Raw genomic sequence first — 20,190 nt, 5'->3', positions numbered from 1 at the left:
ACGATACGTGTAAACACTTACATTATAAGGAATATTTATACTATTTTCAAATTATTTCGAAATAAAAACCTCTTCTTTAAATTGAAGTGTCCTTTAAAGAAGAGGTTTTCTAAAGTAAAATACATAATGTCAAAATCCGATTCTTGTCCAGTTAAATAGGGAACCAGGGTCTGTTTTTCTCCCAGGTGCATATTCGTCGTGCCCAATCACGTGGCGTCTGTCTCGTAAAATTGATGTATTTCTCTTCAAAATATTATCTACTAACTGCTGCAATGATTGGTATTGTGCATCTGTGTAGCCAGTAAGCTCAGGGTCGATTTGGTTATACGTCTCTGCATCTATAATCCCTGTCATCTCTTCTTTAGTTCCTATCGCAATTAGCTCAATCCCGATCGAATATTGATTCATTTTATCATCGTATTCAGGGAAATCAGGTAAACTCCCTTTTCCAGCATGATATGCGACTCTATCTTCAGGTACCAGACTATAGATTTCTCCCTCTCGATCGATTAGATAATGAACCGAAAGACCATATTCTTCAAATATGGAATAGACATCATCTACATTGTATGGATCTTCAGGTTTAAGTCCGGCATTACTAATAAAATGGATCATTAGATGTGTAATTTCGTTTAAGCGTTTTTCTGAATGATCGAGAGGTAAGGATTTATTGGTAGTTGCAATGATCTCTTCTGTGGCCACTTCTACCTCCGTATTCTCCACTTTTACTTCCTTAGTTTGCGCTGAACAGCCGAACAACAGAGTTGTAAGTATGCAGCCCATACAAATTTTTTTAAATTCCATGTTTTCTAAATCTCCTGTTTTCAACTTAATCCTAGTTTTTGTGGGTATAATCACCTATATGTACTACATTTTTTTATTTTACGAGATTTATTATACAGTGTAATTACTAGGATGTCAGTCTAAAGTAGGAGGTTTTTTCAAATTAACGGGTATTACAAAACCTACTGACTGAAGAGTTTATAGTTCAAATTCCCATTCGTCACGTAAAATTAGATATAAGACTAATAGTTCATTTTCTAATTGTTCAAGTGTTTTACCTGCTACGTCAATTCCCGCCTTTGGTAACAAAATATCAGCAATTTGTATTGTCCTTCTGTCTTTCACATCATTTTTTAGTTGTAAAAATCGATTGCAATAAGTTTGCAAAAGCTTCCATTCCTTGTTTCCAAATGATTTAATTGTCCACTGATCGATTGTAATTGAATCTTTCCTAAGTCCACGTCTTTGAATTTCCTTATCAAGTGGACTTTGTTTTTTTAGACTTTTTGCTCGCCTTTCATGTATAACAATTGTACCAGCAACAAGGTCTCCCAACCGTTTATGCTTTGGGTGAAAGAAGACCATGATAATCCCTAAAAAGTAGGAAGCTGGTAAAGAATCAATGATGCGTAGAAAGTTTCGAATAAAGCTTGATAACAATGTTATACTATGGCCGTTTTCTTGAATAACACGTATGCCAACAAGTTTTTTTCCAATGGTCTTGCCTCCAGCAAAAAATTCAAGCAGAAAAAAATAACACCAATTTAATAAAAATAACAATATAATGGTAATAGCTACTGGCCCAGAAAAAAACGTATCTCCTAGCAGCCAAAAATCGGAGAACCCGTGTAAAATAAGTAATAAGCTAAGTAAAATAAGAAAACTTGCAATTGACAAAATCAATGTATCAAGTAAAAAAGCTGCGGCCCGACTTCCTACCCCTGCTAACTGAAATTGGATGGAAACAAACTCAGGTGTTCTAATTTTGGTCAGTTCTTGATTCAAAAAAGCTCCCCCCTTTTCTGGTTGTTTTTTACATTAGGAGTTTCTATTTTTCTCTAAAATTACTATAATAAGGTTATTGCTATTTCAAGAGGTGATTAGACATTGAACATGAAGCAATTTGTCAAACAGCACCGAGATGAGTGGAAGCAGCTTGAGCAAATGATATTCACTTTACATAAACGTAGAAAATCTAATAGCAGCAATGAAATTAACGAGTTTCATAGACTTTACCAAAAATGCGCCGGGCATCTTTCCTACAGTCAAACCTATTTTCCAAATGAGGAGATTACCCCTTATTTAAACGGTCTTGTATCAAAGGCACATAATCTTTTGTATAAGGATCAGGTTTCGAGTTTTCAACAAATTCGCTATTTCTTTAGTACGAAATTTATCGGACTCTTACTTGAACAATGGAAATTTGTCGTTGTTGCTTTTGTTTTGTTTACTTTAGGCGCCGTCGGTAGCTTTTTTTCAGTCCTACAGGATCCGCTCCATCTGTTTTCTATTTTACCCGCAGAAATAGCTCAAGGTGTTGATCCAGACTATTTGGGTAGTCAAGATGGTGAAGTTGATTCATCCCTCATGTCAGCAAGTATTATGACGAATAATATTCAGGTGGCGATCCTTGCGTTCGCAAGCGGAATAACCTTTGGCTTGTTAACAGTCTATATTTTAATCTACAACGGTATTATCGTCGGGGCCTTGGCTGGTTTGTTTTGGCATTATGGAAAAACGTATGATTTTTGGGCATATATCGTTCCACATGGGATGATCGAGCTTACCGCTATATTTATAGCAGGTGGAGCCGGTCTGTTAATGGGATACAAGTTACTCGTGCCCGGTCCGTACACAAGAGGTTATCAGCTAAAGATTCAAGCGAAACGCTCTGTTCAACTACTTCTAGGCACAATTCCTTTATTTGTCATAGCTGGTATCATCGAAGGCTTTATTACACCTGCGACCATATCGCTAGAAGCTAAATACGCCGTTGCATTCATTACAGTTATCGGGTTAATCCTCTACATCTTGACTGGGAAACTCTTTTTAATGAGAAAAGAAGCTACAGCAAATTCCGATTCATAATATTAATATAATAGGAGACCGCTGTAACTGCTAACTTATCCTCTTTGGCCTCTACCATCATGAGGCCTTGGTTTTCCCATTTTTGTTTTTCTCTCTTTTTTACAAGCATTTGCTGCTGTGCCATACTTTTTAGCATCGCTTTTTGAATAGTGGTCGGCTTCTCATCAATCCTCTGGTTTAGAGTTGCATCCTCTACACCAATCATTAGAAAATAATGCCGTTTTCGTAATTTTCGTAAATATACCAACGCACTTTCTTCACGAACAAACGTTTGCACATCGCTAAACATTAAAAGCAGACTGCGCTTCTTTTGGACTGTTTCTAAATATGATAGAACAGCACCATAATTGGATTCAACAGCATCTACCTTAAGATTATAAACCGCTTGTAAAATAGTTTGAAGATGTGTGATTCCTTTTCCAGCTGGGACAAAAACTTTTACATCTGTTGAAAAAGCTAGCATGGATACATAATCTCCATTTTGAAGCGCTGCAGTCGCAACGGTAATAGCGGATTCAATCGCTCTTTCAAGACGATTTCCCTTTTCTAACTCAGCACCCATCATTCTGCCACAATCAAGTAATATCGTAATATACTTTCCATGCTCTGGTTCATACTCATTTGTCATGACTTCATGTAATTTAGCAGTTTGTCTCCAATTAATTGTTCGCGGATCATCACCGACTACATAACTTCTGATTTTAGAAAACTCACCTGTTCCCGTTTGTTGCTTGCGAATTTTCACACCTTCATACAACAGAAATTTCTGTGCATTTTCAAGGTACTTCCTACTTTCTGAGAGATTGGGAATTACTTTTACGTGGTCTTCTATGGAAAACGTGAGTTGCTTTTCCCATAATCCCAGTAAACTCTTGTATCGGAAATATAGTTTATTGATTTGATAATCACCGCGATCCATTGCTTCTGTTTGGTAAATGATTCGTGAAGTTGTTTCACCAGAAATCTTTCCTTTGATAGGAAATGATTTAGTGAAGGAATCTGGAATTCCATCTACTAGTCGATAGGAAAGACCATATGTGGAATTGTTGGTAACTTCAACCTCAATCTGAGTGGTAAGTCCTCTCTCCACCTCAGGCGGTAATTTGCGAATGGCAGATAAATTCTTTTTCCTTGGTGAAAAAAATAAGTCAACTAAACTTCCAAAAAGAATAAATAGATTAAGACCAATGATGATTTCCCATGATAACTTAAATGATGTCAACACCAAAAATCCAATTGAAAGTAAAAGTAAAGCTAAAATCAACCGAGTTGTAGGCAGTATCCCCCTATCGAGGAACAGGAACCGATCCCACAAGTTCTTCAATGATTTCGTCAATGGTGATTCCCTCCAATTCTGCATGTGGAGATAACTGAATCCGATGCCTTAACGCAGGCTTTGAAACCAATTTCACATCATCTGGTGTGATATAATCTCGACCAGCCAAATATGCCCAAGCCTGAGCTGCCTTCGCAATTGAAATAGCTGCCCTTGTGCTTGCTCCAAATCGAATGGTTTCAGATTCCCGTGTTTTCCGTACAATTTGCATAATGTAATCGAGAACTCCGTCACCCAGTGTAACTTTTTCTATTTCACTGCGAATAGACAAGAAAGTGTTCAAATCAAGAACATTAGATGCTACATCATTATAGAATTTTTGCTCTACTACTTGTTTAACAACATTTTTTTCATCATTAAAAGCAGGAAAATCAATTGAAAGTTTAAATAGAAAACGGTCCTGTTGAGCCTCTGGTAATCGGTAGGTTCCCTCAAACTCAATAGGGTTCTGTGTGGCTACAACAAAGAATACTTCAGGTAACTTGTATGTCTCACCTTGAATCGTAACCTGTTTTTCCTCCATGGCTTCTAATAAGGCTGCTTGGGTTTTAGCAGGTGTACGGTTAATTTCATCAGCTAAAAGGACATTTGTAAAAACAGGTCCTTGTAATGTTTCAAAACGACCTTCTTTCATGTTGTAGATCATACTTCCTGTAATGTCGCTTGGTAAAAGATCTGGTGTAAATTGGATTCGGTTAAAATCCCCACCAAGTAAGGTGGCAAGAGTTCGTACCATTCGCGTTTTTCCAGTTCCTGGAACACCTTCAATCAAGACATGACCGCCCGCTAGAATAGCAGAGAGTAAAAGTCTGAGATTCATATTTTGACCTAATATTCGTTGTTCGTATTTCTCTAGTAAGGATGCAAGTTCCGGTCTCATCCTTTCTCCACCTCTTTTCGTAATTCATCTAATTTATTTGACCATAACAAATAATCTTGTTTGGATAGTTTTTCAGTCTTTAATATGTTTGTGAGGTCATCAAGATATCGTTTAATTTCCCTTTCATTTTTTCCAGTCCACCGTTGAATCAATTTGTTAGAAAGGTCCGACCAATCCCGCTGGAATGGAATTCCCCATTTCTCCTGTAAAAGTTGCTTTACGTATTCTGCTTGAATATTGATAGATTCATGGTAGTAACGTCCTCTTAAATACCATGCGCTCAATGCTTGAATACTTTCGTCACTAAATCGAACCGTTTCTTCGCGGGGAACAATAACTGGGCCAAACCGTTTACCTTTGTACCAAACCCATAGTATAACGATCATTCCACCTTGTAAAAGGAACACTAAAAACCAAGCAGGGTATAAGGTTGTAACTGTAGAGGCATTTTTCGCCCCGTGAACATATTCATCAAAATAATAAACGGAGACATCTTTATGTTCAATCAATGATAATACCAGAGGAATATGATCATAGTTTGATAGATTGCCATTCAACATCCACTCTGGTGAAATGGTTGTGATCAGTTTACCTTCACCTATTTTTCGACTTGTTGCTATTACACCGACGTCATCTTCTAAAAGTACCATCTCTTTTTCACTAGGAATGATTCTATTTGCGGCTTGGAAAAATGCATCAAATTCTTTCCCTTCTTTGTTTTTGATAGTAATTGCTTCCTCATTAAAAGAATCGGTTTTTACTGGAAGGGTTTTAATATCAAACATCCCTCGTGGATTTGATTTAAACAAAATAATTTTGTTTCCAGACTCTATAAAATCAAGATACCCATTTACTTCTTCCTGTTCTGGAGTGAAATAAGGTTCCACCATTATTAGAACTTGATTTGCATCTTGGTTGGTAAGAAGGTTTGGTGAATGTGACCATCTTTTAACCTTATGCTCATCGTTTAAATATGTATAAATCGCTTTTACACCGGTTGGAGAAGGAGAATCAGATACATAATGCGGATACACCTTTGGGTTGTATGATTCAATAAAATACGATAGAAAGAGCAGGAGCGCGATGAGCCCAATTAAGGTAATCCATACTTTACGGTTTTGCATGCTGCTTCTCCTTTCCTCCTTCTGAGTGTTCTAGCCAAGCAAATGTTTTTTCTCGAAATTGATTGAATTCTACTTGATCAATCTCATATTCCCCATATGCAACTTCATCGAACACCAATGCTAAATCATAAAATTCATCGGCCCAAGCCTGTTTTACTTTACGTAGTTCATCATAATACTCCCAATTTGTTTTCCATAATTTTGCCTCTAGCCATTCTTTATCATGGAAAAACAGGAGAAGTGCCAAAAATAAATGTCTAGTTGCAGGTGAAAAATCCTGATTTTTTTCATATTTTAACGCCTCTTGTACATGCTTTTGATATGTCCAGCTTAATTCCTCTGCTGAATGAAGTGGATTATGATTACTTAAATTTGTATTTCTTCTTTTATTTCGTACTAGTAAAAAGAACGCAATACCGAATAGCAGGAGTGCTCCAAGAATAATAAGGACTAGCACCACTTCAGCAGCACCGCTCCCAGACTCAAGTGCAGGGAATAAATTTTCGATAAAGTCAGCCAGCCATTTTTTTATTTGAACCCACCATTCCTGAAACACGTTCCTTGAATCATCATAGTAAATTCGATATTCTTTTCCATTCAGAATTTCTTCTATCCGGTCCCTTGCTTCATTCATTTGTCCCATAGTTGATCACCACTTATCTTGGTTCATTAAACCCCTCAATCATTTCATCCAAATCCTCAGCATCATGTCGAACCTTTGCATCAAGGTACATTACACCATACCCAACGGCAAAAAGTAAGGTAGTAAAAATGGTTGTAAAGTTAACAATTAAAGAGAGTAAAACACTATTTCCTAAAAAGATGCTAAATGTTGTCTCAATTGCAAAGCTAATCGCGCTGATAATTAAGAAGAAAACAATATATAGACCAAAAAGAACCCAGCCACGTTTCTTAGAAAGATGCCAACTTCTAGATAATCCAGGAGATTCATAATCTAGTACAACCGAACCAAAATAAAAGCCCCAGCGTGTCAGTAAATAACCGAGTCCAACAAATAAGCCCAACCCTAATACAATCGCGAAAAGAACCCCGATAATTGGAAACGCAATGGCACCGAAAATACCAATAGGAACTATAATTAAAACTGAAACAAAAAAGAACCCAAATACAATCAGCCCAAATACTATATTGCTTCCAAGCATAGCCCAAAATCGCGAAAAAGCTTTCTTAATCACCGAACTGATTGTATATTCCTCATTCTTACGGATATGGTTTAATGCCATAAGAAGTGCAGCTTCGGCAACAGGAAATAGAATCAAGCCTAGAATAGCGATAAACATTGTTCCTAATGCCCCACCCAATCCTATATTTTCGGCAACAACTGTTTCATCAAAGCTATTCGCGATTTGGGAAATCCAGTCATCACCAGGACCGACTTCTCTAAAAAAGCTTGTTCCTGATGCTAATAAAATGACCGCCTCAAGTATATATACCGGTCCCATAAAAATGAGTAATATCGTAAAAAAGTCCCGAAACCGTTTTTTGCTCAAACTAAAGGTGAGGTCAAGGATTTCCCCAAACCCCTTAGGCTGTGAAAATTTTGTGTTCAATCTGCCATCCCCCTATTATGTAATCAAATACTAATATCGCCTATTTTAACATTATTCTGGAAGTTTTTCTGTATTATTTTAGAAATTTTTTCTAATTAGTGGGTGCTTGAATTTTAAAAAAAGCCAAATCCCTTTTAAGGAATCTGGCGAAAACTTATTACACTAATGAGGTTTAATTGCCCCTTTTATATCATATAGATTCAAGTCAATTTCGAGCGTTTTCCCCATAGAAAGCTTGGCTAATTCACCACCTAAAAATGGACCAACAGTTAAACCAGACGCTCCGAGACCGTTAGCAACAAAAATGTTTTCATAGTTTGGCATAACTCCAATTACTGGTAAAAATTCTGGAGTGAAAGGTCGAAATCCAACTCTTGTTTCTAAAACCGTTCCTTCCGATAAACCTGGAGCAATATGTAAGGCTTTATCAAAAATTTCATGAAGTCCACCTGCGGTTACTCGATAATCGATTCCTTTATCATTTTCATGGGTTGCACCCACGACAACTCTTCCCCCATCAAATGCTAAAATATATTGATCATTTGGTGGCATGACAACCGGCCAACTGTCTGTGTTTGTATTTTCAAGACCTAAATGGACAATTTGGGCCTTTTGTGAGGAAACTAGAAATTCAATTTCGAGTGACTTTAGTAATTCTTTAGCCCAAATACCTGCTGTTACGATGATTTTATTTGCTGTTAAAATTTCATCCTCTATTTTAACACCTATTACATTGCCACCCTCTTTAACTAAAGATGCACTTCCTTTTCGCTCTAAAGCACCATATTGCTTGGCTGCACGAATTAAGGCATTTCGGAGTTCGCGTCCATTTACTCTTGCAGCACCACTTACATGTACCGCTGAGTATTGATCAGACAATGGTGGAAACAGGGCTGTTGTTTCCGCAGAGGGTAAACGTGTAATTTCTCCAATTTCTGGTGCATCCTCCCGTCGAGATTGCGCTCTCTCTTCCATTTTATCAAGCTTGCTTTCATCTAAATGAAGACTAACCGCTCCAACCTTTTTATAACCAGTGTTAGTCTCGCCCAATGCCTCTAGCTCACTTATTAATGTTTCGTAATATTTTGCCCCTGCTTTCGCTAAATTGTACCACGCCTTATTTCTACGTTGGGATAACCACGGACAGACAATACCTGCGGCGGCATCAGTAGCTTGTCCTTGGTCTTGTCGGTCGACAATTGTTACTTGTGCACCTGCTTTAGCAAGATGATAGGCTGTTGATGCACCAAGAATCCCAGCACCAATTACAAGATAGTTTGTCATGTTTTCAAAATCCCTTCTATACGATATGTAAATTATTTTACTAAAAATGTTGATTTAAAACAGCTTTTTGTCGAAATTTGTATATTTTTCTGTTTTTTTATACAGTATATAGATGATGCTGTAAAATATAGGGAAAAATATATACAGCGCATTTTCAAGAAATGAAAGGAGGTAAGGCGAATGGCCAACAAAAACAAAAATAAAAATAACCAGCCACAAACAGGAGCAAATAGTATGGACACGGAATTTGGTGCAGATCAAGGCATGAGTAAAAAGGCAAGAAAGAAAGCAGCTCGCGAAAAACGCAAAAACAAATAATAGTTAAGTAACAAATTTTCGTACCGGTACATATTTGACCTGTTCCTTGATTTGACTTTTTGGAACGGGTTTTTTCTTTTTTGAACGATTGGTTATAATAGCGGTTATTGGACAACCGCAGGCACCCGTATATTGTTTTAAGGGGTGATTTGATTGAAACAATTGGATCTTCAAATGATTTTATTTGTTGGAGTAACTCTCGTTCATGAATACTGGCAACATTGGGGTCTTCCTAGAGTATATTTTTGGGACGTCAGGCATACTCATTTCAAGAAAACAGAAGAAGATTCTGATGAAAAAATTGCATAAGAAAAGGGATAACGATGTTACCCCTGTTCCTTAACCTTTAATAGTCGCAAGCTGTTTAATGTCACAATCAGTGTTGCACCCATATCAGCAAAAATGGCAATCCAAAGTGTGAGCCAACCTGGGACAACCAATAACAAAGCTAAAGCTTTTATTGCTAATGAAAAAGTGATGTTTTGCTTAATGATCCATAATGCTTTTCGACTCAATTTAATTGTAAACGGCAATTTTCGAAGGTCATCAGACATTAACGCAATGTCAGCTGTTTCAAGGGCGGTGTCCGTTCCGGCTCCTCCCATCGCAACACCAACAGTCGCAGCAGCTAGTGCCGGAGCATCATTTACCCCATCTCCAACCATCGCAACATTTTGGTAACTGGCTTGAAGCTCTGTAATAGAAGCTAGTTTGTCCTCAGGAAGTAAATCCGCTTTAATTTCAGTTACACCCACTTCATTTCCAATCGCATTAGCTGTTAATTGATTATCACCGGTGAGCATAATCGTTTTTTTAATGCCTGCTTCATGTAAGTTGCGAATGACCTCTTTTGATGATTCCCTTAATTCATCGGCTACGGCGATGAGTAAAAGAATTTTTTCCTCAGTTCCTAGGATTATTACCGTTTTTCCTTGACTTTGCATGTCAACAATCTTCTCTTGTTTTTCTTTTAAACTATCTTTGTGCACTTCTTCAAATAGAGCAGGACTACCAACATAATACAGTACTTCACCAATTTTAGCTTTTAAACCTCTACCTGTAATAGATTGGAAGTTTTCTATCTTTACTTCTTTATAAGGAAGTCCCTCAGCTTTTTTTAGGATAGCAGTAGCTAGTGGATGTTGGGATCCTTTTTCAATGGCAGCAGTAAGTGTTAGCCATTTTTGGTCATTTTCATCGTAAGAAACGATTTCAGTAACAGCAGGAACTCCTTTTGTTAATGTACCCGTTTTGTCAAATGCAATAACTTTAAGTGAACCTGCTTCCTCAAGGTAAATACCGCCCTTAATCAGTACACCATGTCGTGCAGCGTTACCGATTGCTGTTACAACTGCAACTGGAGTAGATACGACTAAGGCACATGGACATCCTACGACTAGGGCAGCCAATCCTTGATAGATCCATACGTTCCAACTTGCTTCAAAGAACAATGGAGGAATAACCGCTATTAAAATAGCTAATACGATGATTGCAGGTGTATAGTATTTCGCGAATTTATCTACAAATGCCTGAGAAGGGGCACGTTCAGCCTGTGCTTCCTCAACCAAATGGATGATTTTTGCAATTGTTGTATCTTCAACACGTTTCGTTACTTTGACTTCAAGAAGTCCTTCTTCATTCAGAGTACCTGCAAATACCTCATCATTTATAGTTTTGCTAACTGGAACACTTTCACCAGTTATTGAAGCTTGATTAATGGAAGAGTTACCCTTCATTACGATTCCATCCATCGCAATCTTTTGGCCAGGCTTCACAATCATGATGTCCCCGATTTGAATTTCCTCGACATGAATCATCTTTTCTTCAGTTCCGCGACGGATCAACGCTTCACTTGGTGCTATATCCATCAATGACTCAATTGATTTTCGGGCTTTGTCCATTGAATAACGTTCCAAGGCTTCGCTTATTGCAAATAAAATCACAACAGTTGCCCCTTCACCCCATTCTCCAATAAGGGCAGCCCCAATAATGGCTACGGTCATGAGAGTATTCATGTCAAAATTGAAGCGAAGTAAGTTTTTAAATCCCTTTTGAAACAGTGTATAGCCCCCGATGATAATGGCTGCAGCATAGCCGATTGTTGAAGCGATATGCCCTTCTCCATATGCTTCTGCTAAAAGCCAACTCAATAAGAGAAAAACGGCAGATATATAGACTTTAATAGTTTGTTTTTGCTTCCAAAATGGGATATGCGGTGCTGCTTTTTCATGCTCATCTCGCAGCTTTAAATTTTCAAAAGCACCTGCCTTTTCAAGTTCTTCAATTGTTGTATTACCTGTTACCGTTATTTTTGAAGCAGCAAAGTTTACATTAGCATCTATAACACCATCCAGGTGTTTTACGTTCGTTTCGAACGTCTTTGCACAGCCTGCTCAGGAAAAGCCTTGAACTCGGTAAGTCTTTGTAGCTTGTTCAGACATAATTATTCACCTCTTCTTTATGAACGAGGGCAATTTTTAGTAATTGTCTAATATGATCATCATCTAAAGAATAAAAGACTAACTTTCCTTCTTTTCTATATTTTACAACACCCTGTTTATGCAGTGTCCGAAGATGGTGAGAAGCATTTGCAATTGTAACACTAACTGCATTGGCTATGTCGCATACACATAATTCATCATCCTGAGTTAAAGCAAAAGCGATTTTGGCCCTGTTTTCATCCGCTATGGCTTTGAATAATTGGGCTACACTTAAAATATCAACTGTTTTTAACTCACTCTGTATCCGCTTTACCTTCTCTTCGTCATAGCAATAAATTTCACAGGTATCCTTTTTAGACATTTATATCCCCTCATTAAAGTATTCTTTTGAATATAGTATATAATTTAATTATTTGATATTCAAGTGAACATTTGAATAATGGGTATAATCAAAAAACGCGCTCAGTTATCCCATGCTTTTGATAATGTCTCTCGAAAGAGTTGATTAAGTTGCGGTGTTGGATTTGGTATGTTGTGTTTATGTTTAGATACATAATGCTTTAAATCTGTGAATTGTTCATCAATAAACGTATCAATTAGTAAGTTTTGCTTTTTTACATTTTCACCTGTAGATTTTAATTTCATGATGTTTTCAATGTTTGTTTTTAATACGCCATTTGGCAAGAGTTCTTTAATTAAACTATTCATATCAAGATTGCCCATGCGATTGTATTTTTGTATATATTTAGCCATTAAAAGAGGGCGGATTACATTTATATACGTTTTAATATTAGGCTCTTTCTCCCGAATGGTTTTAAAATTTCCCTTTGCCATTTTGACGTAATGATAGATACAAGCATTTGGTGAAAAAATTAAGGGTTCAAGTTGTTGCATTTTTGCGACGAAGGAATATGTCTGAGTATAGATGATATTCGAATGTAACCATTCTAAAAGTCCCGGATTTGATTTTCGTAATAGACGAAGTGCCTTTGTAAGCTCCCAACCACTCATGTCTACTATAGGATCTAATGGAATGTTTACTTTTTCGTGTTTCGGAATTTCAAGCACATCTCGCTTTTGATCAATCGAAAGATACCAATCCGTTTTATGGATATAAATAAACCGGACATCATAGTCACTTACTTCTGATGAAACACCCCAGGTTCGGCTCCCAACTTCACATGCATAGAGGATTCTAACTTCGTATTCCTTTTCAATTTGTTTAAGGACTTCTATGATATGTTCTTCCATAGTGATCCTCCTTTTCTTTACATGAGAAAAGGAGATGTGAATCTCATCTCCTATTATTAATAGTATTCACTATTTACGTATACATAAAACGCAACATTGTATGTGCGGCAAGTCTACTAGTGATATCGCGAATATCTTTAGATGGGTCAATTTCAACAATATCCATTGCTTTTACTTTCGGATGGTCTGCGGCGGCTGTTATACTTGAAAGAAGCTCTCTTGATGTCAAACCACCAGGTCCAATCGCTGGACAGCCTGGTGCAAATGCTTGATCAACCACGTCCATATCTACAGAAAGATAGATAAGATCGACCTTTTGCGATAGTCGTTCTATTTCTTTTTGTATAATAGGAACAATTCCAATGCGGTCTACATCATCCATTGTGTAAACCGTGACTCCTTTGTTTTTTACATATTGATGATATTCACGTGCATTTGCAAAGTCACGAATTCCAATTTGGGTAAGATCTTCTCCGTTTAGAAAGCCACCCTCCAGTAAACTACGGAAAGGTGTACCGTTTGTTCGACCACCATCCTCTAAATTTCGTACATCATGGTGGGCATCCCATTGGATGACACCGACTCTTCCGTAATATTCCTGAAAGGCACGAATCGATGGATAGCTCACACCGTGGTCGCCGCCTAGGATGATATACTTATCACATGAATTGGTTTGTAGCATTTCTTTGACACTTACATATAAACGTTCAGTGGTTTCTTCAAGGTTTGTTGGATGGATAAGTACATCACCAAAGTCTAATATTGATGTACCCTCGTAATCTTTATTCTTTTCCCCTGAATATGTTGAATATGCGTTCAATGCGTTTCGTATCGTTTTAGGCGCGTCTGCTGCGAACGATGGTGAGATTGACGACTTTGATGCTGGAAGACCAATAATACCAAAATCAGCTTTTGTTCCATTTTGATATGCCTTTATGCATTCTGTTACCTTCGTTACATATTGATCTTTAAAAACGGCAGGATGACCTGGTGTAAGAAAATGAAAATCAGACATTTTCGTTTCTCCCCCACACTTTTTTACCACTCACATATACACTATTTGTGTGGTTAACACCAAAATGGTATGGAAGGTACATATAATTCGGAATATCCCATAGGACAAAATTTGCGTTATGACCGATCGTAAGTGTTCCAGCTTCTTCCCCTTTACCGATTGCAAATGCGGCATTGACAGTAACTGCATTCCAAATTTCTTCTGGTGTCATTCGTAATTTTAGGGCAGCAAGTGACATGATAAGTTGCAAGTTTTCAGTTACGCAGCTTCCAGGATTAAAATCAGTTGCAAGAGCTACAGCTACTCCTTCATCGATCATTTTTCGAGCACGAGCATAGCTGTCCTTACCAAGATAAAATGTTGTTCCAGGTAACAAAACAGCAACAGTATCGCTGTTGGAAAGCATAGTTATTGCTTCATCAGATGCAGCCACTAAGTGGTCTGCACTTGTTGCTCCCAGTTTAACTGCTAACTCTGTTCCCCCTAATGAGTCAATTTCATCCGCGTGAATTTTTAAGCCAAACCCCTTTTCCTTTGCTTTTTGTAAAAAATATTCTGATTGCTCTGTTGTGAATACACCTGTTTCGCAGAAAATATCAGCAAACTCTCCAAGGTTTTCCTCTTTAACAGTATCAAGTAGCCGAACCATCTCATCCAAGAATTCAGATTCTTTCCCTTTATAGGTTGGAGGAATGGCGTGTGGTCCTAAAAAGGTAGAAATAATTGATATTGGGTATTTTTCATTTAGTTTTTTTACAACTTTTAGTTGTTTTAGTTCAGTTTCTGGGTCTAAACCATACCCGCTTTTAGCCTCCAACGTTGTCACACCGTATGAAAGGATGCGTTTTAGATGGAAGGATGCCTTTTCACCTAGTTCTTCCTCTGTTGCCTTTCTTGTTGCCTCAACAGTGGATAAAATGCCTCCACCTTTTGCAAGGATGTCAAGATAAGGAACACCTGCTTGCTTTAAAGCGAGCTCTTTTTCACGCGAACCACCAAACACCAAATGGGTATGGGGGTCGACAAGTCCAGGAGATACTACCTTTTGCTTCGCATCAAGACTTTCTTTAGTTTGTAAATGGTTGGCTTCAATATTTGTTCCAATCCATGCTATTTTTCCATCCTTGATTGCCAATGCTGCATTTTTTTTAACCTTAAGCTGCTTCATTTCTTCCCCTTTAAGGGGTTTAGTTGTTTCTTTTGGTAAAATCAATTGTCCTATATTGTGAATAAGTAAATCGTATTGCATGATAGTGCTCCTTTCCTGGCAGATTGATAGTCTTATAACATCGGTATATCAACGCCTTTTTCCTTTGCTACTTCTATCGCCTTTTCATAACCGGCATCCGCATGGCGTACAATACCCATGCCCGGGTCAGTTGTTAGGACTCTACGTAGTCGTTCTTCCGCTAAATCTGTTCCGTCAGCAACCACAACCATTCCCGCGTGTAGGGAATAACCCATACCTACACCACCGCCATGATGGACAGAAATCCATGAACCACCAGCAGCAACATTGATTAAAGCATTTAATATAGCCCAGTCACCTACCGCATCACTACCATCCTTCATGCTTTCCGTTTCACGGTTTGGCGAAGCAACAGAACCGCAGTCTAAGTGATCCCGACCAATTACTATTGGTGCTTTCAATTCACCTTTTCGAACCAATTCATTAATGGCTAGACCCATTTTTACACGTTCCCCGTACCCGAGCCAGCAGATTCGAGCTGGTAGTCCTTGAAACTCCACTTTTTCCTGAGCCATTTCAATCCAGCGAAGCAATGCTTTATTTTCTGGGAATAGTTCCTTAATTAAGTCATCTGTTCGATAGATATCTTGCGGGTCCCCGGATAGAGCGGCCCAGCGGAATGGTCCTTTTCCTTCGCAGAATAATGGACGAATGTAAGCAGGAACAAAGCCAGGAAAATCAAATGCATGATGAACACCCTCGTCTTTTGCTACTTGACGAATATTGTTTCCATAGTCAAATGTCACGGTACCTCTACGTTGAAATTCTAGCATTGCCCGAACATGGTTTGCCATGGAGGCAGTTGACAAGTCCACATATTTCTTAGGATCTTCCACACGCAGTATATTTGCTTCGTTAACCGAATATCCTTCGGGAACATACCCATTTAACGGGTCGTGGGCAGAAGTTTGGTCAGTCATCACATCAATTTGGATATTACAATTTAGGATTTCATGATGCACTTCGGCAGCATTTCCAATTAATCCAATCGATAAAGCATCCCCAGTGTGTTTGGCTTCAACGGCCCATTTGATTGCTTCTTCAATTGAATCTGTCATTCGATCACAGTACTTTGTATCAAGACGTTTTTGAATACGAGACTTGTCAACATCCACTGCGATGCAAACACCACCATTCATGGTAACTGCAAGTGGCTGAGCACCACCCATCCCGCCTAATCCAGCTGTAAGAGTAATCGTTCCTTTTAATGAGCCGTTAAAATGCTGGCGTGCAACTTCGGCGAAAGTTTCATAGGTTCCTTGTAAAATTCCTTGAGAACCGATATAGATCCAGCTTCCAGCTGTCATTTGCCCATACATCATTAAGCCCTTTTTATCAAGCTCATGGAAATGCTCCCAGTTTGCCCACTTCGGTACGAGAACAGAGTTTGAAAGTAAAACGCGTGGTGCGCTTTTGTGAGTCTTAAACACTGCGATTGGTTTTCCAGACTGAATTAACATTGTTTCATCATTTTCTAAACGACGGAGGGTGGATACAATCGCATCAAAAGCTTCCCAATTTCTTGCGGCTTTTCCAATACCACCATACACTACAAGTTCTTCTGGTTTCTCCGCAACAGCAGGATCTAAATTGTTATATAGCATTCGTAACGCAGCTTCCTGCTCCCAACCTTTACACTCAAGCTCTGTTCCTTTTTTTACATGAACGACACGATTCTGAATTGACATGGCTTCTTCCCCTTTCAAAGTTAATTTCCAATTAGTTCTAGATTGGCTGTCCACACTAGATTATTTTTTTTAAGCCATTCCGTTACCTTCTCTATATCTTCAGCAAAAATGCGGTCTTCAGTTATCGATGGAACAATCTTTCTTGCTTCCTCAAAAAAGGCTTGAGTAGCTGGTGCCATTTTATGTGTGCCACGATATTCGACTGCCTGCAAAGCACAAATACATTCAATCGCTAATACTCGTCGTACATTCTGTATAATTTGATAGGCATGGCGTGACCCGATAGTCCCCATACTCACATGATCCTCTTGGTTGGCTGAAGATGGTATGGAGTCAACACTTGCAGGGTGTGCGAGTGTTTTATTCTCAGATACGAGTGATGCAGCCACATACTGCATAATCATTGCCCCCGATTGTAAACCAGGTTGAGCACTTAAAAATGGTGGCAAATCATTTAGCTGTGGGTTCACCAGTCTTTCAATCCGACGCTCAGAAATACTCGCAAACTCCGCAACTGCAATTTTCATAAAATCCATCGCAATGGCGATTGGCTGCCCATGGAAGTTTCCTCCTGAAATTACCAAGTTGCCATCATCAAAAATTAACGGGTTATCCGTGGCAGCATTCATTTCAATTTCTAGTTTTTCTTTTACATAGTCTAATGCCTGCCAGGAAGCTCCATGCACCTGTGGAATGCAACGTAATGAATAGGCATCCTGCACTCGCTTTTCTCCTTGTCTTGTAATCAATTGACTTCCTGATAAGAGGTCACGAATTCTTTTTGCAACATCTATTTGCTGTTGATATCCACGTGCCTCATGTATAGCTGGATGAAAGGCATCAATAATTCCTTCAAGTCCCTCAAGTGTTAATGCTGCAATCATTTCACTTTGTAGGGCTAGTTGTGTGGCTTCTAACCAATTCACCACACCCATTGCAGTCATTGCTTGGGTACCATTAATGAGTGCAAGACCTTCTTTCGCCTGCAGAACAACTGGCTGAATACCCTCTTTTAACAAAACATCCTTTGTCGGGAAAATCTTTCCATTGTAATGGACTTTTCCTTCTCCAAGGAGAACAAAGGCTAAATGTGAGAGGGGCGCTAAATCTCCAGAAGCCCCAAGTGAACCCTGCTGTGGAATAACTGGATGTATTTTCATGTTTAATAAAGTTACTAGACTTTCAGCAATGACAGGACGGTTCCCCGAAAAACCTTTCAGTAGTGCATTCAACCGGAGTAAAACCATGGCGCGTGAAACAACTTCAGGGAAAGGTTCGCCAACTCCACAGGCATGGGAGCGAATTAAATTAAGCTGTAGATCATTTACATCATCATCGGCAATGATGACATCACTAAACTTACCAAATCCCGTATTAATTCCGTAAATAGTCTTTTTATCAGTCACAATTTTCTCAACCGCTTTGCGGCTCTGTTCTACTTTTTGAAGCGATTGCTTGCTTATTGTTACTTGTTCAAAGTCATAACAAATCCGTTTGACTTGTTCTAACGTTAACGACTGTCCTGTTAACTCAACCATACGCAACCTCCTAACTATTTATGTGTCCGTTACTTGTTCTAGTAAATGAGTCATGAAAATAAGAAAAGAGGCGATAATGGTATAGAGATACCATCATCGCCTCCTATTGACTAAAGGACTATAGGCAATGTAAACAAGTATTATAGTTTTAAATATGATTGATTCCGAGACCAATTGTTTCGTGTTCGAGACCTTTAATAGGAGCACCGATTGTTCCATAAAAGGCTACTGCAATCCATTCGCCTTCTTCCTCGTTTGTATAAGGTGTCCCTCGAACGATTGCAAAACGAAGACCAACAGTACGACTGATTTCCCCGATCGCCGTTTGCCCCCTGGTAACTCCTTCGATTCCCTCGATAATTGCGTGGTACAACGCATGAGTTTCACGGTATTGTGACTCGTGAATAAGACCATGACGCTTAGCAGCTGTTTCAACAGCAGCGATCACCTTCTGCATATTCATCGAACCAACTTTTCCTTGACAGTATTTAATATCCTGTAATGAAAGAGAAAAAGCTTCCATTTCATCTTCGGTTAAGGTTGCAAGTAGTACAGCAATTTTACCAATTGCTATTTTTTGACTCATAACTAAGAACCTCTAGTTTCTGAATTTTCCTAATATCTATTAACTACTTTTATTGTAATGGTCAGCCAATCCAATTGTCAATGAATTTGGTAAATTTTAGTATATTACTATAGTAGTAATCTACCATGTTAAAGTCGAATTAAATGAATAATAGGTTTAAGCATATTTTTGAAACACGATACTACCCTTGATCACATCTTTTTCATGTTGGTTTACTGCAGCAACATCAAAAATCAGTTCGTTTCCGTCCTTCCTTTTCACTGAGGCTTTCAGCGTAATGATGTCTTCTAAAAAAACCATGTTACGAAAGCGGATGTTATAGGTTTTGATAAAGCCTTCTTCATAGAATGGTGTAAAAAGCTTTGCAAGGTTCCCCATTGTCCACATGCCATGTGCAATCACACCAGGTAACCCGGCTTTCAGTGCTTCATCATCAATGGTATGTATTGGATTGTAATCGCCGGAAGCACCAGAATATTTAATTAAGTCCATTCTCGAAACAGCAGGAAGCTGTATGCTTTCTAACGATGAACCAATTTCAATTTCCGTTAACGTACTCATGTCAACATCCCCTTTCTAACCGCTTCTGTAATAATAACCACAAGCTTAGAAGTAAAAATCAGATCCCCATTTAAGTCCTCCCCATTTTCACTAATGGTTAAAAAGCCCATTGACCCTGTAGAACCTTTTTTCTCCACGTATTTTTCTACCTTTGTGTAACAATAAATCTCTTCTCCTACTAATAAAGGTCTTTCATAATTGTAAATCTGTTCACCATGGATGAGTCCTTTTTCAGGTAAAACGAACCCCTCAATCTTTCCGAATTCAAATACTCGAGGAAATGTCGGGGGAGCAATATTTGTTTTATATCTAGACGCTTTTCCAAACTCTTCATCCATAAATATGGGATGAGGGTCACCAATTGCCTCTGCAAATTTTTTGACCGCTCCTCTTTCCACGACATTTTTTACTTTTGCTGATTGTTTACCGATAAAATCTTTATACATATACAACACCCCTTTAAACTCTTGGATTATA

At 38.4% G+C, this 20,190-nt stretch carries 21 protein-coding genes; 3 read left to right on the top strand and 18 right to left on the bottom strand.

The genetic code is table 11. The features are described from left to right. Positions 1-129: 129 nt before the first annotated feature. Both DZB84_RS00850 and DZB84_RS00845 read right to left on the bottom strand, forming a co-directional pair. On the bottom strand, positions 130-804 hold the full coding sequence (locus tag DZB84_RS00850; RefSeq protein ID WP_116350362.1) for an N-acetylmuramoyl-L-alanine amidase: 675 nt from the start codon (positions 802-804) through the stop codon (positions 130-132). Positions 805-981: 177 nt separating this feature from the next. Continuing rightward, positions 982-1,788 carry an RDD family protein gene (locus DZB84_RS00845; protein WP_116350361.1) on the bottom strand — a complete coding sequence of 269 codons (807 nt, stop codon included), beginning with the start codon at positions 1,786-1,788 and terminating at the stop codon, positions 982-984. A gap of 102 nt (positions 1,789-1,890) precedes the next feature. Between DZB84_RS00845 and DZB84_RS00840 the strand changes: the two genes are divergently transcribed. Further along, on the top strand, positions 1,891-2,871 hold the full coding sequence (locus tag DZB84_RS00840; protein ID WP_116350360.1) for a stage II sporulation protein M: 981 nt from the start codon (positions 1,891-1,893) through the stop codon (positions 2,869-2,871). Here DZB84_RS00840 and DZB84_RS00835 read toward each other — a convergent pair. The 6 genes from DZB84_RS00835 to DZB84_RS00810 all read right to left on the bottom strand — a co-directional run bounded on the left by DZB84_RS00835 (position 2,849) and on the right by DZB84_RS00810 (position 9,066). Beyond that, the gene (locus DZB84_RS00835; protein ID WP_116350359.1) at positions 2,849-4,207 is read right to left on the bottom strand and encodes a DUF58 domain-containing protein; all 1,359 of its coding nucleotides are present in this window, start codon (positions 4,205-4,207) and stop codon (positions 2,849-2,851) included. The genes DZB84_RS00840 and DZB84_RS00835 overlap by 23 nt on opposite strands. Next, positions 4,158-5,087 carry an AAA family ATPase gene (locus tag DZB84_RS00830; protein ID WP_116350358.1) on the bottom strand — a complete coding sequence of 310 codons (930 nt, stop codon included), beginning with the start codon at positions 5,085-5,087 and terminating at the stop codon, positions 4,158-4,160. The genes DZB84_RS00835 and DZB84_RS00830 overlap by 50 nt, the downstream gene beginning before the upstream one ends. Further along, on the bottom strand, positions 5,084-6,211 hold the full coding sequence (locus DZB84_RS00825; protein WP_116350357.1) for a DUF4350 domain-containing protein: 1,128 nt from the start codon (positions 6,209-6,211) through the stop codon (positions 5,084-5,086). Before DZB84_RS00825 ends, DZB84_RS00830 begins: the two co-directional genes overlap by 4 nt. Then, on the bottom strand, positions 6,198-6,854 hold the full coding sequence (locus DZB84_RS00820; protein WP_116350356.1) for a DUF4129 domain-containing protein: 657 nt from the start codon (positions 6,852-6,854) through the stop codon (positions 6,198-6,200). The genes DZB84_RS00825 and DZB84_RS00820 overlap by 14 nt, the downstream gene beginning before the upstream one ends. A 13-nt stretch (positions 6,855-6,867) precedes the next feature. Then, on the bottom strand, positions 6,868-7,782 hold the full coding sequence (locus DZB84_RS00815; RefSeq protein WP_116350355.1) for a hypothetical protein: 915 nt from the start codon (positions 7,780-7,782) through the stop codon (positions 6,868-6,870). Between the two features lie 162 nt (positions 7,783-7,944). Continuing rightward, a complete protein-coding gene (locus tag DZB84_RS00810) occupies positions 7,945-9,066 on the bottom strand; it encodes an NAD(P)/FAD-dependent oxidoreductase (protein ID WP_116350354.1) in 1,122 nt (373 codons plus the stop codon). Between the two features lie 180 nt (positions 9,067-9,246). Between DZB84_RS00810 and DZB84_RS24750 the strand changes: the two genes are divergently transcribed. Both DZB84_RS24750 and DZB84_RS24745 read left to right on the top strand, forming a co-directional pair. Further along, positions 9,247-9,384, top strand: coding sequence for a hypothetical protein (locus tag DZB84_RS24750; RefSeq protein WP_189655099.1), 138 nt, complete (start codon positions 9,247-9,249; stop codon positions 9,382-9,384). Positions 9,385-9,537: 153 nt separating this feature from the next. Beyond that, positions 9,538-9,693, top strand: coding sequence for a hypothetical protein (locus DZB84_RS24745; protein ID WP_189655098.1), 156 nt, complete (start codon positions 9,538-9,540; stop codon positions 9,691-9,693). A gap of 17 nt (positions 9,694-9,710) precedes the next feature. On the opposite strand, the gene DZB84_RS00805 is transcribed toward DZB84_RS24745, so the two are convergent. The 10 genes from DZB84_RS00805 to DZB84_RS00760 all read right to left on the bottom strand — a co-directional run bounded on the left by DZB84_RS00805 (position 9,711) and on the right by DZB84_RS00760 (position 20,159). Beyond that, positions 9,711-11,825, bottom strand: a complete 2,115-nt coding sequence (locus DZB84_RS00805; RefSeq protein WP_116350353.1) for a heavy metal translocating P-type ATPase — start codon at positions 11,823-11,825, stop codon at positions 9,711-9,713. Continuing rightward, complete coding sequence (locus DZB84_RS00800; RefSeq protein WP_116350352.1) at positions 11,818-12,186, bottom strand: ArsR/SmtB family transcription factor; 369 nt, start codon at positions 12,184-12,186, stop codon at positions 11,818-11,820. The genes DZB84_RS00805 and DZB84_RS00800 overlap by 8 nt, the downstream gene beginning before the upstream one ends. A gap of 101 nt (positions 12,187-12,287) precedes the next feature. Beyond that, positions 12,288-13,076, bottom strand: coding sequence for a nucleotidyltransferase domain-containing protein (locus DZB84_RS00795; protein ID WP_116350351.1), 789 nt, complete (start codon positions 13,074-13,076; stop codon positions 12,288-12,290). A 73-nt stretch (positions 13,077-13,149) separates the two neighbouring features. Next, a complete protein-coding gene (hutG, locus tag DZB84_RS00790) occupies positions 13,150-14,091 on the bottom strand; it encodes a formimidoylglutamase (protein ID WP_116350350.1) in 942 nt (313 codons plus the stop codon). Further along, positions 14,084-15,340 (bottom strand): imidazolonepropionase, encoded by a 1,257-nt coding sequence (hutI, locus tag DZB84_RS00785; protein ID WP_116350349.1) that lies wholly within the window; start codon positions 15,338-15,340, stop codon positions 14,084-14,086. The genes hutG and hutI overlap by 8 nt, the downstream gene beginning before the upstream one ends. Before the next feature lie 32 nt (positions 15,341-15,372). After that, entirely contained in the window at positions 15,373-17,028 is a 1,656-nt protein-coding gene (hutU, locus tag DZB84_RS00780) for a urocanate hydratase (protein ID WP_116350348.1), read from the bottom strand. Between the two features lie 20 nt (positions 17,029-17,048). Beyond that, entirely contained in the window at positions 17,049-18,566 is a 1,518-nt protein-coding gene (gene hutH, locus DZB84_RS00775; protein ID WP_116350347.1) for a histidine ammonia-lyase, read from the bottom strand. 148 nt (positions 18,567-18,714) lie between these two features. Next, positions 18,715-19,152, bottom strand: a complete 438-nt coding sequence (hutP, locus tag DZB84_RS00770; RefSeq protein WP_116350346.1) for a histidine utilization transcription antiterminator HutP — start codon at positions 19,150-19,152, stop codon at positions 18,715-18,717. A 156-nt stretch (positions 19,153-19,308) separates the two neighbouring features. Continuing rightward, the gene (locus tag DZB84_RS00765) at positions 19,309-19,713 is read right to left on the bottom strand and encodes a MaoC/PaaZ C-terminal domain-containing protein (protein ID WP_116350345.1); all 405 of its coding nucleotides are present in this window, start codon (positions 19,711-19,713) and stop codon (positions 19,309-19,311) included. Then, on the bottom strand, positions 19,710-20,159 hold the full coding sequence (locus DZB84_RS00760) for a MaoC family dehydratase N-terminal domain-containing protein (RefSeq protein ID WP_116350344.1): 450 nt from the start codon (positions 20,157-20,159) through the stop codon (positions 19,710-19,712). Before DZB84_RS00760 ends, DZB84_RS00765 begins: the two co-directional genes overlap by 4 nt. Positions 20,160-20,190: the final 31 nt, after the last annotated feature.

This window comes from Bacillus sp. HNG (assembly GCF_003400205.1).
Taxonomy (GTDB): domain Bacteria; phylum Bacillota; class Bacilli; order Bacillales; family Bacillaceae_L; genus Ferdinandcohnia.
Note: the sequence above shows the minus strand (reverse complement) of the source record. Positions and strands in the feature narration are given on the sequence as shown.

Excerpts from the sequence above, each read along its gene's own strand:
- DZB84_RS00850 (WP_116350362.1), bottom strand. The coding sequence starts at position 804 with ATGGAATTTAAAAAAATTTGTATGGGCTGCATACTTACAACTCTGTTG.
- DZB84_RS00830 (WP_116350358.1), bottom strand. The coding sequence starts at position 5,087 with ATGAGACCGGAACTTGCATCCTTACTAGAGAAATACGAACAACGAATA.
- DZB84_RS00825 (WP_116350357.1), bottom strand. The coding sequence starts at position 6,211 with ATGCAAAACCGTAAAGTATGGATTACCTTAATTGGGCTCATCGCGCTC.
- DZB84_RS00820 (WP_116350356.1), bottom strand. The coding sequence starts at position 6,854 with ATGGGACAAATGAATGAAGCAAGGGACCGGATAGAAGAAATTCTGAAT.
- DZB84_RS00810 (WP_116350354.1), bottom strand. The coding sequence starts at position 9,066 with ATGACAAACTATCTTGTAATTGGTGCTGGGATTCTTGGTGCATCAACA.
- DZB84_RS24750 (WP_189655099.1), top strand. The coding sequence starts at position 9,247 with ATGGCCAACAAAAACAAAAATAAAAATAACCAGCCACAAACAGGAGCA.
- DZB84_RS00800 (WP_116350352.1), bottom strand. The coding sequence starts at position 12,186 with ATGTCTAAAAAGGATACCTGTGAAATTTATTGCTATGACGAAGAGAAG.
- DZB84_RS00795 (WP_116350351.1), bottom strand. The coding sequence starts at position 13,076 with ATGGAAGAACATATCATAGAAGTCCTTAAACAAATTGAAAAGGAATAC.
- hutG (WP_116350350.1), bottom strand. The coding sequence starts at position 14,091 with ATGTCTGATTTTCATTTTCTTACACCAGGTCATCCTGCCGTTTTTAAA.
- hutI (WP_116350349.1), bottom strand. The coding sequence starts at position 15,340 with ATGCAATACGATTTACTTATTCACAATATAGGACAATTGATTTTACCA.
- hutU (WP_116350348.1), bottom strand. The coding sequence starts at position 17,028 with ATGTCAATTCAGAATCGTGTCGTTCATGTAAAAAAAGGAACAGAGCTT.
- hutH (WP_116350347.1), bottom strand. The coding sequence starts at position 18,566 with ATGGTTGAGTTAACAGGACAGTCGTTAACGTTAGAACAAGTCAAACGG.
- hutP (WP_116350346.1), bottom strand. The coding sequence starts at position 19,152 with ATGAGTCAAAAAATAGCAATTGGTAAAATTGCTGTACTACTTGCAACC.
- DZB84_RS00765 (WP_116350345.1), bottom strand. The coding sequence starts at position 19,713 with ATGAGTACGTTAACGGAAATTGAAATTGGTTCATCGTTAGAAAGCATA.
- DZB84_RS00760 (WP_116350344.1), bottom strand. The coding sequence starts at position 20,159 with ATGTATAAAGATTTTATCGGTAAACAATCAGCAAAAGTAAAAAATGTC.